The organism is Acaryochloris sp. 'Moss Beach' (genome assembly GCF_021497025.1).
In the GTDB taxonomy this organism is placed as follows: Bacteria; Cyanobacteriota; Cyanobacteriia; order Thermosynechococcales; family Thermosynechococcaceae; genus Acaryochloris; species Acaryochloris marina_A.
In genome coordinates this window covers 3572886-3586462 of the sequence record NZ_CP071717.1, presented here as the reverse complement: position 1 = coordinate 3586462, position 13577 = coordinate 3572886, and the positions used below count along the sequence as shown (strand labels likewise).

15 protein-coding genes and 1 tRNA gene are annotated in these 13577 nt (G+C 48.7%); 8 read left to right on the top strand and 8 right to left on the bottom strand.

Annotation, left to right across the window (positions count from 1 at the left end):
- Window positions 1–107 precede the first annotated feature (107 nt).
- The 3 genes from HRE53_RS16930 to HRE53_RS16920 all read left to right on the top strand — a co-directional run bounded on the left by HRE53_RS16930 (window position 108) and on the right by HRE53_RS16920 (window position 3009).
- Complete coding sequence (locus HRE53_RS16930; RefSeq protein WP_235107282.1) at window positions 108–1277, top strand: LL-diaminopimelate aminotransferase; 1170 nt, start codon at window positions 108–110, stop codon at window positions 1275–1277.
- 89 nt (window positions 1278–1366) lie between these two features.
- Complete coding sequence (locus HRE53_RS16925) at window positions 1367–2035, top strand: alpha/beta hydrolase (RefSeq protein ID WP_235107281.1); 669 nt, start codon at window positions 1367–1369, stop codon at window positions 2033–2035.
- A 47-nt stretch (window positions 2036–2082) separates the two neighbouring features.
- A complete protein-coding gene (locus HRE53_RS16920; protein ID WP_235107280.1) occupies window positions 2083–3009 on the top strand; it encodes a hypothetical protein in 927 nt (308 codons plus the stop codon).
- 39 nt (window positions 3010–3048) lie between these two features.
- Here the strand turns inward: HRE53_RS16920 and HRE53_RS16915 are convergent, their stop codons facing one another.
- Entirely contained in the window at window positions 3049–3930 is an 882-nt protein-coding gene (locus HRE53_RS16915; protein ID WP_235107279.1) for a DUF4333 domain-containing protein, read from the bottom strand.
- 232 nt (window positions 3931–4162) lie between these two features.
- On the opposite strand from HRE53_RS16915, the gene HRE53_RS16910 reads away from it, so the two are divergent.
- Complete coding sequence (locus HRE53_RS16910) at window positions 4163–4303, top strand: hypothetical protein (RefSeq protein ID WP_235107278.1); 141 nt, start codon at window positions 4163–4165, stop codon at window positions 4301–4303.
- 4 nt (window positions 4304–4307) lie between these two features.
- A complete protein-coding gene (locus HRE53_RS16905) occupies window positions 4308–5231 on the top strand; it encodes an FHA domain-containing protein (protein ID WP_235107277.1) in 924 nt (307 codons plus the stop codon).
- A gap of 87 nt (window positions 5232–5318) precedes the next feature.
- Here the strand turns inward: HRE53_RS16905 and hisG are convergent, their stop codons facing one another.
- From hisG to HRE53_RS16880, 5 genes are all read right to left on the bottom strand, one after another.
- A complete protein-coding gene (hisG, locus tag HRE53_RS16900) occupies window positions 5319–5975 on the bottom strand; it encodes an ATP phosphoribosyltransferase (RefSeq protein ID WP_212664476.1) in 657 nt (218 codons plus the stop codon).
- Window positions 5976–6021: 46 nt separating this feature from the next.
- Window positions 6022–7230 (bottom strand): ATP phosphoribosyltransferase regulatory subunit, encoded by a 1209-nt coding sequence (locus HRE53_RS16895; RefSeq protein ID WP_235107276.1) that lies wholly within the window; start codon window positions 7228–7230, stop codon window positions 6022–6024.
- 9 nt (window positions 7231–7239) lie between these two features.
- Window positions 7240–8187, bottom strand: coding sequence for a DnaJ domain-containing protein (locus HRE53_RS16890; RefSeq protein ID WP_212664474.1), 948 nt, complete (start codon window positions 8185–8187; stop codon window positions 7240–7242).
- Between the two features lie 95 nt (window positions 8188–8282).
- Window positions 8283–9116: an inositol monophosphatase family protein gene (locus HRE53_RS16885; protein WP_235111153.1), complete on the bottom strand. Its 834-nt coding sequence runs from the start codon at window positions 9114–9116 to the stop codon at window positions 8283–8285.
- Window positions 9117–9119: 3 nt separating this feature from the next.
- Window positions 9120–9485, bottom strand: a complete 366-nt coding sequence (locus HRE53_RS16880; protein ID WP_212664473.1) for a 2Fe-2S iron-sulfur cluster-binding protein — start codon at window positions 9483–9485, stop codon at window positions 9120–9122.
- 66 nt (window positions 9486–9551) lie between these two features.
- Here HRE53_RS16880 and HRE53_RS16875 point away from each other — a divergent pair.
- A tRNA-Ser gene (locus HRE53_RS16875) sits at window positions 9552–9638 on the top strand.
- Window positions 9639–9669: 31 nt separating this feature from the next.
- Here the strand turns inward: HRE53_RS16875 and HRE53_RS16870 are convergent.
- Entirely contained in the window at window positions 9670–10704 is a 1035-nt protein-coding gene (locus HRE53_RS16870; protein ID WP_235107275.1) for a glycosyltransferase family 9 protein, read from the bottom strand.
- 161 nt (window positions 10705–10865) lie between these two features.
- Here HRE53_RS16870 and ispD point away from each other — a divergent pair, with 161 nt between their 5' ends.
- The gene (gene ispD / locus HRE53_RS16865; RefSeq protein WP_212664471.1) at window positions 10866–11564 is read left to right on the top strand and encodes a 2-C-methyl-D-erythritol 4-phosphate cytidylyltransferase; all 699 of its coding nucleotides are present in this window, start codon (window positions 10866–10868) and stop codon (window positions 11562–11564) included.
- Between the two features lie 63 nt (window positions 11565–11627).
- Here the strand turns inward: ispD and rpsD are convergent, their stop codons facing one another.
- On the bottom strand, window positions 11628–12236 hold the full coding sequence (rpsD, locus tag HRE53_RS16860; protein ID WP_212664470.1) for a 30S ribosomal protein S4: 609 nt from the start codon (window positions 12234–12236) through the stop codon (window positions 11628–11630).
- A 170-nt stretch (window positions 12237–12406) separates the two neighbouring features.
- Between rpsD and rlmN the strand changes: the two genes are divergently transcribed.
- Window positions 12407–13462 carry a 23S rRNA (adenine(2503)-C(2))-methyltransferase RlmN gene (gene rlmN / locus HRE53_RS16855; RefSeq protein WP_235107274.1) on the top strand — a complete coding sequence of 352 codons (1056 nt, stop codon included), beginning with the start codon at window positions 12407–12409 and terminating at the stop codon, window positions 13460–13462.
- Window positions 13463–13577 lie beyond the last annotated feature (115 nt).

The following is a 13577-nucleotide window of genomic DNA, read 5'->3' as shown; positions in this document are numbered from 1 at the left end:
TTAGAGAGCTTGCTTCACCTACTAACCGATCACACCAGAAGCTAGTCATCAGTTAACCCCATTCTGGGCAGATCTAAGGTTGTCTTAGATCTGCAATGTTTTAGCGGATGAAATTTGCCGATCGCATTCAACGATTCCAAGCCAATGTCTTTGCGGACATGGATCAGGCCAAGCGCCAAGCCCTTGATGCAGATCAATCTTTGATCGATTTGTCATTAGGGTCTTCAGACTTGCCTGTTACTGCGCCGATTTTGGAGACGATTAGCCAATCTTTACAGGATCCTTCTACCCATGGATATCTGCTCTTTCATGGCACTCGCTCCTTTCGAGAAGCGGTCGCAGCCTGGTACGAGCAGCGATTTGGGCTATCCATCGATCCTGAAACTGAAGTATTGCCCTTAATTGGGTCCCAAGAAGGGACGGCTCATTTACCCCTAGCCATCCTCAATCCCGGCGATATTGCCCTATTACAAGATCCGGGCTATCCCTCTCACTCAGGCGGTGTCTATTTAGCAGGAGGGGAAATATATGGTATGCCTCTGCTGGCTGAAAATCAGTTTCTTCCAGTTTTTAGCGAGATTCCAGCTAAGGTACTGCAGAAAGCGCGGATGATGGTCTTGAGTTATCCTCACAATCCCACCACTGCGATCGCACCCCTGTCTTTCTTCCAAGAGGCCGTCCAATTTTGCCAAGGCCATGACTTAGTTCTGGTTCACGACTTCCCCTACGTTGACTTTGTCTTCTCGGATCAAAAGATGCCGTCGATCCTCCAAGCAGATCTTGATCGGCGTTGTTCTATAGAATTTTTCACCTTTTCCAAGTCTTACAATATGGGCGGATTCCGCATTGGGTTTGCCGTGGGCAATGCTGACCTTATTACGAGCTTGCGCAAAATTAAAGCCATTGTTGATTTCAACCAATATCAGGGCATCTTAAATGGTGCCATTACAGCCTTAAACACCGGTGATTCTGATCTGCAAAAGACCTTGGCTATCTTTCAACAGCGTCGAGATGTTTTCGTCAACGCATTGGGCAAGATGGGTTGGGTCGTTCCCAACCCCACTGCCACTATGTACATTTGGGCACCTTTACCGGAACCTTGGCAGCAGCAATCAGTCGAATTCTGTAAGCAGTTAGTTCTGCAAACGGGGGTCGCCGCGTCACCAGGAGCGGGCTTTGGTCCAGCCGGCGAAGGGTATGTGCGCTTTGCCTTAGTCCAAGATCCTGACACGCTGATCACAGCCGTTGACCGAATCGATTCCTTCCTGCATACTTGACCATGCAGAAAGGGCAGTCCTGGATGAATCCATCGACTGAACGACTTGATTTAGATATACTCCTCTCCCATCAAAGGAAATCAGCCTTTATGAGTTATTCTCGCCGTTTACTCTGTGCCTTCTCTAGCGCTTTGATGCTAGTAGGGGTGAATTGTGCTGCCAGTCGTGCAGCCGAAAAAATTACGGTCAGCTATGGTCCTTTTGGCCGATCCATCGCCGTCTCCGACCTCCGTCAATTATTGGAGACTGGGAGTGCTCCTCCTGATCTTGCCTCTGTGTTGAGTGTTGTGGGTCAACAGGAACAGGCTTCTTTATTAGGTGGCCTCAAGTTTAAAGTGCCTTTAGATGTAGTGGTACTGGATAAGATCTTGCGCTCTCCCCAAGGCGATCAACTGCTCTCCCAAATTGCCGGGGCAACCTCTCTTCCCGGTGGAGTTGAGAAACTGGCCCTTAGAAGTGCTCTGATTGGTGCCGCCTCCTCAAAAGAGGGATTAGGAATTCTCAGTTTTCTAGAGGCTTATCCCACTCAAACCTTGAAAATTGATTTAGCTGCCGTTCAGAAACTGATGAAGTCTGGCTCTCTCTTGGGAGGATTTATGGGCGGACAATTCCCAGGAGGAGAAGCTCCGGCAGGCACTCCCGCAGCACCTGCTGATAGTGCCCCTACCCCTGAATCCGATACTCCCAGCTCTGAAGCTGCAGAAGATTCTGCTGATACTACAGCCCCCAAACAAAGCCCTGACGGAACGTCCAAGTAATAGCCTCATGACTATGGTCCTAAAGGCGCTGTAAAAGCGACAAAAGCATGAATAAAGGGAAAAAGGTATTCGCCAGTCTACTAGTGATGGGGCTGAGCAGCCTATGGGGATGGACAGCTACTGCAAACCCAACCTGGCGGCCTGTTCAACCTGGAAAGCGAAAAGGAATTAGTGGCCTGGCCTTGATCCAACAGCAGGCGCAACTATGTCAGTTTTTGGCTGTTCACGATAACAAGGGAGATAAAGATCAGCCTCGGCTAGCTATCCTAGGCGTTCCCTCCCAAGGTTCTATCACCTATCAGTCTCTGGCATGGCCTACCCAATCGTCCCTTCCCCTTGACCTGGAAGCGTTAACCCTCGTACCTAACACCCAGACCGAATTTTTAGCGGTCACTAGCTTGGGAGTGGTTTACCATCTGCAGCTGGATCTGGAAACCAATGCTGTCAAAGTATTACATACGGCACAAATTCCTCCAGGTACTAAGCTAAGCAATATCGAAGGGTTTGCGCTACAACAGATTGATGATCAGTTGATTGCTGTTTGGGCCCATCGAGGCCAAGACACCGACCCCGCTGTGCTTTTTTGGGGTCAGTATTTTCCTGATCAGGCCAAGATAAAGGTCAATGGGTCAATGGCCTTTCAGGTGCCATGGCCTCAGCAAAACGTGCGCCACATATCTGATTTAAAAATTGCGCCAGATGGATTACTCTACATCACTGCTGCTAGTGATCCAGGTGATAAAGGTCCATTTCAATCTGCTGTCTATGGGATGGGAAGCTTCCCTTTTCATCAAGCCCAGGCAGCATCTCAACAGCGAGACAAATCTACCCTAACCCCGCTCTATCGATTCCCTTTCAATAAAGTAGAGGCGATAGAGCTAGTACCCGGTAAGGCTGGCGGCATCGTCTTAGCATCCGATGACGAGAAGTTTGGCTCATCCCTCGCTGGACAATGCTGGGCTGAGCCAAATTAATCTAGCCCTTGTGATGCGTCCCTAATCTAGGGACGCTGACTATAACTTCCAGTTGACAACAACTTGACCATCATCGCTTTGAACCGCGACGCTAATCGGAATCTTGCGGCCCTTAGAATCGGTTGCTGAACAGCTAAACTTCTCTCCAGAATAGGCAATGATATAGCGTGTTTGAGGCGTTCCACAGTTGGGGGTGACGGTTAAGCTCTCTTGGTTTTGTAGCCCTGTTTTGATTAAGCCTTCAACTTTATCGTAGGAAATCAAACCACTGGTAGCATTCCAAGAAAATCCACCCTGCTCATTGGTTTGGGTTGCTATGGCTTCAATGGTCTTGCCATTAGCAGCCTTGACGGTACAGTTAAATTTACTACCGACCTTAATCGCCACATTTTGAGGACAATCTACCGAGCGGACCGGAATTCCAGCTTGGTCCGCAAACTGCTCTTTGATAGTGCTTTCGACAATGCTGCCATCGATACGAGGTGCATTCGGATCAACCGCTTCGGGGGTAGGCTCTGGCTCTGGTTCAGGACTCGGAGGATCCTCCGTAGGAATCAAATCACCGGGGGAGTCATTGCTGGAACCTGTATTGTCATTATTATTGCTAGCGGTAGACACTGGATTCTGCTTCCAGGTCACATTACCTTCATCATCTTTTTGGGTAACGGTTACGGTAAATTGAGTATCGTCTGATGCCTCTACATCGCAATCGAAGATATCTCCTTCTTCCAGCTCAACGTCTTTGGGACAAGAAATTGACGACACATTGATGTCGGTTTGCTCTTCAATCCCTTTTTGGATCTCATCTTCCAGCTTGCCAGTGTTTAGGGTGGACGAACAAGCAGCCAATAGACTGGCCAGGCTTACGGTAAAGATGACGTTCCAATTGAAGTTTGTGCTGGTTGTATTGCGAAGTTTCATAGCTGTTGAATTAGCGGAGAGAAAATGTATCTAGTAGGCTCTGTGAGCACGGTAACAAAATTGCTTCGAGAGCTAACAAACACCTAGATTCTTTTAATAATGGTGTAGGCTAAATAGTCGATTACGATTCACCCTACTTGGGTATGCTGAGAGCACGTCTGCCAAGCCTATTATCCCAGGCAAAGCTACCGTAACGGCTTTTATCGATCAATGAGTAGAAAAAGGACTAACCGTGACTGAGTTAACGTTGGAGTGGGTCGAGGGAGGCGTCTCTCGTTCGGAACAAATTCAACCAAACCAACCCAGCAAGAATCCTGGCACCGTCCGGATTGGTCGGGATCCTCAAAAAATGCGATGTCGTTCTATCGGATAGCAGCGTGTCGGGACTACAGGCCGAGGTTTATTACCATGCCGGGAGCCAAGTATTCTATTTGCGATCGCTTCGGGATACCAACCCGCCCATCGTCAATGGCCAACCCATCACCACTGGTGAAGTTCCCTTAGGGACCGCCAGCACCGTCTCCTTAGGGCGAGTTGTCCTTAATGCTCGAGTCAGTGGTGATGGCGGCATTCCTCCAACAGAAGTCAATCAACCCGGTAGCGTGCCCCCCGACCACCGTCAGCTCCCCTGCACCGGCAGCCCCACCCCCCTTATCCGTCTCCCAGCCCAACCCCTTACTATCAAGCTCCACCCCCCTGCTGGCGATCAAGGCCCCAAGGTGTGGGTGTGGATTATTGCGGGTGTATTAGTGATTGGGGGTGGAGCGCTGGCTTGGCCCTATGTCAGCAACTTTCTGGGCTTAAGCAAAGAACCGACCGTTTCCCAGAGTGATTCTACTAAATCCAACTCGGATCAGGATAGCACTGACTCCTCCCCTGGCTCACGGGGAGAGTCCTTTGGTGACAAGATGGCCGATTTGGTCACCTACGAGCATTCATCAGGGTTATTTCAGATCAAAACCCCACGCACCTGGCGCCGCAAAGATACCAGTAAAGCAGGGGAAGTCATCCTGCGGTGGACGGATAGCGAGACCGACAGCAGTATTGTGGTCGATCTATTTAAATCCCGACGACTCAGCCAAGAAGAACTGGGGGATTTATCTCGTCGTTTTATTACCAATGCCTTCGGAAAAGAAACTGGTTTCAAGGTAGGACAACCCAAAGTTCAAGACAGTGGTGTTGTGGAGTTGGGGTGGGAGTTCTCAACTCGCAATGATCAGGTATTGGGGGGCAACCTATACAGAACAGAGCGGGGATACCATCTCTGTCGTCAGTATTTTGGTGTTGCAATCCGATTTTGATCAAGTCCGATCCACCTTCCGAGAAATTTTACAAAGCTATCGTTTTGATCCTGCCGTTGCGATTCCTTAAAATGTTAACTTCATTCGCTAGGAAGCGCTAGCCGCAAGGGGCTGGCTGGTTTTAGTGATCTCATCTAGCCAATGCTGGAGATTATACTGATTGAGCCGATAGCTCAAGGGATGGGCAATCAGACGGGCCGTACTTTCATACAAACAGTCCAGCTCAATCAACCCATTCTCTTTCAAGGTTCGTCCGGTAGACACTAGGTCAACAATCGCTTCAGACATCCCTGTAATCGGCCCCAATTCTACAGAACCATAGAGCGGAATAATTTCCACGGGCAAATCGATCTGGCTGAAAAAGTCATGGGCACAGTGGACAAATTTGGACGCCACCCGACAATTCGGGGGGAGTTCCATCGCTGAACGGTAGGAGCTTTGGCTGGGGACGGCCACGGACATCCGGCAATGACCAAATCCTAGGTCTGCAAACTGAGCAACCTGGGGTTTCTTTTCTTGTAAGACATCAAATCCGACAATTCCGATTTGAGCCTGTCCATACTCTACGTACACAGGGACATCTTGGGCCCTGACCAATAACCCTTGAGCCGTTTGCGTTGGGTCCTGAATTTGCAGTTGGCGATTCCCAGAATCCAAGAAGGCACTGAAATCCAAACCAACAGATTTGAGGAGGCGAATACTATCTTTCAGTAACGCTCCTTTAGGTAAGGCAACCGTGAGCATGAAATAAATCTCGATGGAATAACGACTATCGCAATTTTTAAGGGAATTACGCTAGCGATTCAATTGTGACAGACCCTTGGGCATTGACCCAAGCAATTTGCCCAATTCGCTGTTGACGAGCAGTGGTTCGAATGACATCGGGAGACTTTTGGGACAGCTCCACTTCAACTCTAGTGAGTGGGGGTTGGGCATTTTGCTGACGCAGCTGATGGGCATGGTCAAACGCAGCTGCGATCGCAGATTCTGTTTCTGCCACCACCAGCCAATGTGACGCAGGGGTCTGCTTAGGCAACTTGCCAAGGGTCAATAATACCTGATGCAAATGTTCCACATTAAAAGAGAAACCAATCCCAGGGAGCATTTCATTCTGCGGATGGTATAAGCCCAGTAGCGTATCGTATCGTCCACCCTGCCCTAGTAAACGTTGGCCCGATTCTACATCACTGATGATTTCAAACACGATACCCGTGTAGTAATCAAAGGTCTGAATAAGACTCAGATCTAAGGTCAGTGAGGGTTGCTTCGACAATACTTCTACCAACGACTTGAGGTTGGTGACCGCCTCATGCTGGGGTGGTTCAAGGGGTAACTGGGACACCTTTTGCAGCACCTGAGCCGGTTCACCCCGTAAATCCAGTAAAAACAGAGCATGTTCTTTGAGTTCTGAACTCAAGGGTAAATTAGCCAGGCCCACTCGATCGAGTTGGGCAATGGCTCGGCGCACATCTCCCCGCACAGCTTCAGGAAAAGGACGAAGCAGGGATCGGGTTAAATCTGCTTCCCCCAAAAGGACATGCCAGTTCTGAACACCTAGTTCTATGAGGCAGTCAGCGAAGAGCAGAAGAATCTCAGCATCTGCCAATAACCCGCTACTCCCCAGTAGCTCTACTCCTGCTTGGTAAAACTCATGCTGACTACTCGCATGACCCGGCTGTTGCCGAAAAATATTGTCGTTGTAATAGAGTCGCTGAGGATGAGTCTCCCCTTCCATTCGAGTCACAGCGGCACGAGCAATGGAGGCCGTTAACTCGGGCCTAAGCCCTAAGACCCCTTCTTCAGCATCCCAAACTTGGATCACAGTTTGGGGGTCCACTGCTCCCCCAGCTAACAAGGTATCTAGCCGCTCTAAAGTAGGAGTAATAATGCGGTGATATCCCCAACGCTGGAATACTTGCAGCAGACGCTGCTCAATCCAACATTTTTGAGCCACATCTAAGGGCAGTAGGTCTCGGGCACCCGCAGGAGGTTGATACATGGTCACCAACTATTTCTTACCACCGAACAAACCAAACAACCCCTTCTTACGCTCTGGCTGCTTAGCTGCCTGTTTTGTTGTAGCGGGCTGCAATTTCTTTTCTAGCTTCTCCAATTTTTGCTTTCCTTTGATGGCTTCAGCATTCTGCGGATCACTATTTAAAGCTTGGGTAAAATGCACTTTGGCCATTTTGAGAGATTTTTTCTGGAGGTAGATAGAACCCATTAAAGTATGACAGCGACTGTTTTTGGGTTCAAGTTTGAGAGCATCTCGCAGCTCTACAATAGCGTCATTCAAACGGTTTTTCTGAATCAGTTCTTCCGCCCGTCGGCAATAGTCATTAACAAACTGTGAGGTCGCCGCTTCTTGGGGAGGAGATTGCTGCTCTGCAGGCGAAGCAGACACAGATGTTTCTGGTGTTGCCGCCGCTTTCGGCTGTGCCTGAGCCGCTCTAGCCTGCATGGGAGCAGCTCCTGATTGCTGGGTCCCTTCCCGCCGAATTAAATAGGCTAGGTTAAGCTCACTGAGTTGGCTAACAACCGCTAATATCCCCTCCAAAGTCTCAAATTGGTTTTGGGCTAAGTGTTTGACCTGTTCTTGGTAATGTTCCTCAAAAGAATTGGCAGTTAATAGTTCCTGGGCACCCGGTGTTTGCATCGAACTGGGATTCACTTCACGATTAGCCCGCTGCCCGACTAATCGGAGTAACACCTTATATTCTTCAAAGTCTTTGTCTTGGGAGAGGACTTCATAAGCAGGATTCACTAACTTTGAGAGCATGCGACTCGCTTGTGCTTTATCCATTTCAGCTGGACAGCTATCAGGATGCAAGCTGCGAGCAATTTTGAAGTAGCGCTTGCGAATCTCACCTTTAGATGCGCCAATGCTCAGACCCAAGCTGGCATAGTGATCCGGACAATCGAAAATAGCAAGACCATGCTTCATCTCAAATGACATGTAAGTGCTTCCGAAGTTGAGTGTGTTAGGTAATCCCCTAGTGCTAGTCTAGTCGGTTCGGGACAATCCAGCACCTTAATTCAACATAGAAAATTTTATCTAGAAGCAGGGATTGTTGGGGGAGACCAATCCAATGGTTGAATTTTTAAAAGTTCGTGACTGAGGGCAGCATGAATATGACCATTGGTGGCCAGTAAACGCCCTGAGGCTAATTGTTGAGGACTTTGGTCATAGGCAGTGACGGTACCGCCCGCTTCCTGCACCAGGACAATACCCGCTGCAATATCCCAAGGAGACAAACCCCGTTCCCAATATCCATCTAACCGACCGCAGGCAACATAGGCCAAATCAATAGAGGCTGAACCACCCCGACGAACACCCTGGGTGAGATGAGTTAAGTGGCAAAATTCTGCATAGTTATTATCATTCGTTTCTCGACGGTCATAGGCAAACCCTGTGACCAATAGGCTACTAGCCAAGGTTTGCGTAGGAGAGACTTGGATGGGTTGACGATTACGAGTCGCTCCTAAACCCGTTGCAGCTCGAAACAACTCCCGATGGAAGGGATCATACACCACACCCACAGTGGGGACACCCTGAACAATTAAAGCAATGGACGTCGCGGCGAATGGATATTGGTGGGCATAGTTGGTGGTGCCATCTAACGGATCGATCGCCCATAAATAATCACTGTCCTGATTTCCTTGTTGCCCCGACTCTTCTGCAAGGATTTGATGGTCTGGGAAATGGCGGCCAATCACTTCTAAAACAGCTTTCTCAGCCGCTTGGTCAGCCTCTGTTACCAAATCCCCCGGTCGCTTTTCTTGAATATTCTCTAACTTGCCCCAAAATTGCTGTAGGACACCACCACCGGCTAAAGCGGCTTCCGTCGCAATATCTAGATAGACGTTTAAGTCGGTTGTCGTCATCATTTATTCTTCATCTAAGGGCAAGCCAGCACGGACCTTACCTTTACCAAAATACTGACCGAACTGTAGTTCATACACTTCGTCTTCGTCCTGGGTTTCTACCACTAAATCGCTTTGGGGATAGCTCACACATAGTAAGGCATATCCTTGCTTTTGTAGTTCTAGAGACAGCCCCATAGCTTCCGGCTGATAGATGTCGCCAGAGATGACTCTCACTGCACAGGTCGTACAAGCTCCATTCCGACAAGCGAAGGGTAAACGCTGGCCTTGTTGCTCTACACTCTCAAGGATGTAATGGTTGGCAGGAACTAAGACTGAATAGTCGTTTCCGCTATGGCGATCGCGAATATGTATCGTAAATTTTTCCATACCGTTTCATCCGGGTTCAGATTCTGTTAACATAGCTTACTTGTACTGGATAAAACTAATCCACCTGGAGAGGTGGCCGAGTGGTTGAAGGCGCAGCACTGGAAATGCTGTTTAGGGGTAACTTTAACGAGGGTTCGAATCCCTCCCTCTCCGTTTTTAAAATTGAATCGTGCTCATGCAGCGTCTAGCTGACTTCCCAAACCTTTTCAAGAACTTGAATCGGCGGAATATCTGCCACTTTGCTCGTTAAAGACTTGAGGCCAGCAAAATGGGTGGCTGCCGGTAAATGCCGGGTGGGTTCTAGGGCTCCAAATAGGGCAACCAGGCGAGTTTTGACGGCAACACCTAAATGCAGGGGAGCCCGGTCCGCACAAATCATTAAATGCCCTGCATCGATAAAGGCAGCCAGTTGACCCACATGCTGAGGAGTCACAATCTGAAGTTGAGGACAGACGGCAACCAGGGAAGCAACCCAATCTTTATTTTCGGCCGTTTGCACCACAATTAGAGGCGTATCCGGCTGCCGTTCTAAGTAACCTCCAATAACAGATTCCCAACTCCGAATGGGATAAAACTGAGAGGGTTCATCATCAGAGTTCTCGGCTCCAGTCCCACCATGGAGGGTAATGTAAGATTTTCCAGCAATGCCCAATCGTTCTTGCTCAGCTTTTGCCCAGTTCTGATCGTCTAGGGGAATCTGAATTGAGATATCTGGACAAGGCGTATCAATCCCTAATCCCAACAGCAAGTCATGGTAGCGTTGGGCATCATAGGGGCGGGCATTCGGGGGGACAGCGGCAGTTAAACAGGCACCGGATAGATCGGCTACGGTTCCACCGAGGGTGGGAAACCGTTTCCGTGCAAATCGGACCCAAGCAGGCAGCCCCAGATTTTCATAGCCAACTCGCTGGGGAATACCGACTAACCAACAGAGCAGTCCCGCAGTCCACTCGCGACTGATGGTAATGCTGGCATCATAACGACGGTCCCGCATTTGTCCGATTAGATTGCCCCAATCGGCGGCTCCATTCCGATTCTCAAACTGAAAGGTCAAGACATTATCAACCGTTCGACAGAGCCGAAAAGCCTGCTTGGCTCGAGGTTCCACAATGACATCGATCTCAACCTGAGAATAATGGCGGTGAAGCGTTTCTAAGGTTGGGAAGAACAATAGTTGCCGACCAACATCGCCAGGAATTAATGCTAATACGCGGGTCATTATTTAGAACAGCCGTAATGGATGAAGTCTACGTTTACCGCCACCCATTGTAGGGGAATGCTCAACGCTTGTAATCAATCCGCCTTAGAACTCAATAAGTCTTCTAAATTACAGTCTCAGGTCAAGATAGGATAGGGGACGGTGGCAGTTTATGGTTATCAATGCATTTACTAATTCCAGCAGCAGGCATGGGACGGCGCATGGGCAGCGATCGCAATAAGTTGCGGTTGATGTTGCTGGGTAAGCCCCTGTTAGCTTGGACACTGCTTGCTGCTGAGTCTGCCTCTTCCATTACCTGGATTGGCATTGTCGGTCAATTAGACGATGAACCGACCTGGACAGAACTTTTACAGTCCCTGCAGTTGAGTAAACCCACTGTATTTATTGAAGGCGGCAAGACTCGTCAAGAATCAGTCTATAACGGTCTCCAGGCACTCCCTCCTGAAGCAGAGCAGGTGCTCATCCACGATGGTGCCCGTTGCCTGGCCACACCAGAGTTGCTCGACCGTTGCTCTCAATCCCTCCAAAAATATCAAGGCTTTGTTGCCGCTGTCCCTGTCAAGGACACCATTAAAGTGGTGGATGCTACGCATCAAATTCTAGATACCCCTGATCGATCCCAATTGTGGGCAGCCCAAACCCCTCAAGGGTTTCAAGTGGCCCCTCTCAAACAGTGCCATGAACAAGGTCGGCAGCAAGGATGGGAAGTCACGGACGATGCAGCTTTGTTTGAGAAGTTAGCTCTCCCTGTCCATATCGTTTTGGGAGAAGAGACCAACTTAAAAGTGACTACACCAGCCGATCTTGCGATCGCAGAGCTGATCCTTGAAAAACGCCTACAAAAAAAACTCCCAAACTGACGGATTTGGGAGTTAATTCGTAAATTATTGCCACAGTAGAAAAACTGGGAAGGTTGCCGCGAGTTAGCCTTTCCGCGAGTAATATTCCACCACAAGTAGTTCGTTAATTTCTAGCGCAATCCACTCTCGCTCAATGACGCCATTGACTTTACCGGTCAATGTATTTTTATCAAAGTCTAGGTGAGTCGGGATATTGGCTAAGCCTGGGAATTGCATATGGGTTTCAATCAACTTCCGGGAAGCATCTCGATCTCGGGCCTGAATGACATCACCTGGACGACACTGATAACTGGCAATCGAAACCACCCGGCCATTCACCAACAAATGACCATGATTCACCAACTGTCTAGCCGCAGGAATAGTCGGTGCCATCCCTAAGCGAAAGATCGTGTTATCTAAGCGCATTTCCAGCAATTGCAACAGGGTTTGACCTGTAGAACCTCCGGCACGACGAGCCTTGCGCACATAACGCAATAACTGCCGTTCAGAAAGGCCATAATTAAATCGTAATTTTTGCTTTTCTTCAAGCTGGGTTGCATATTCAGAACGCTTCTTGCGTGCTTGGCCATGTTGCCCAGGGGGATAGGCCCGACGAGGAGTCTTACGGGATAAACCCGGTAATTCTCCTAAACGACGCACTACTCTGAGGCGAGGGCCTCGATATCGCGACATATCACTTCCTCTTAGTTTTTATTACGTGAAATTTGTCAGACTTTTCAGTATAAGCTTTTGAAGGGTAACACATCAAGCTTTATATTATATTTTCCATTCTTCCAACTCCTGCTAGTGCCACCCTAACTGGGCATTTTTCACCGTTTTATCTCAGACCTTCAATAACCATCATGCTTGATCAACTTTCTGTAGAATCTATTCCACCCCTTCTAGGTGCTTCTAAAGCGCAGTTAACCGATTGGGCTCAAACCTATCAGCAGCCAGCCTACCGAGGTCAACAAGTACATCAATGGATTTACCAGAAAGGTGTACACTCCCTCAGCGAAATCACTGTTCTACCGAAACAATGGCGGACTGAAATTGCAGATATACCGGTGGGTCGATCTCAGATTCATCATCGCTCTGCAGCACAAGACGGAACCGTTAAGTATTTACTCAAACTCGCAGATGGACAGATTATTGAAACGGTTGGCATCCCCACCCAAAAACGCCTAACAGTATGTGTTTCCTCCCAAGTCGGCTGTCCTATGGGCTGCGACTTTTGTGCCACTGGCAAAGGTCAATATCAACGCAACCTCGCCTGTCATGAAATCGTTGATCAAGTCTTAACCGTCCAGGAAGATTTTCAACAGCGGGTTGGCAATGTTGTGTTTATGGGTATGGGGGAACCGCTGCTTAATCTAGACCAAGTGCTCGCAGCCGTACGATCCCTCAATCAAGATGTGGGGATTGGTCAACGATCCCTAACGGTTTCCACCGTCGGCATTCCGAAGCAAATTCTCAAACTGGGTCAGCAACAGCTTCAGATTACTTTAGCGGTGAGCTTACATGCTTCCAATCAGAGAGTTCGCACACAGCTTGTTCCAAGTGCAAAGAATTATCCCCTGGAGAAGCTTCTGAAAGATTGTCGTACTTACGTTACCCAGACCGGTCGCCGTGTCACCTTTGAGTACATCGTATTAGCAGGTGTGAACGACCAAACTGAGCATGCCCTAGAGTTAGCCGATCATTTACGAGGCTTTCAAAGCCATGTGAACTTAATCCCTTACAACCCTATCTCTGAAGTTGACTATCAACGCCCAACCCAACAGCAACTTCAACAGTTTCTGAACAGCTTACAAAGCCAACATATTACGGCCAGTATTCGACGATCCCGCGGTTTAGACAAAGATGCTGCCTGTGGTCAATTAAGGGCAGCGCAAATGATAGACCAGGCCTCGAACTAACAGGTCAGATAGGCCACTCCGCAGAAGTTCTCTATATTCATCACAGATAAAAAGACAAGAAATAAGGCAGTGTGCATAACACACTGCCTTATTTCAGCCTAGAAAAGGCTTATGT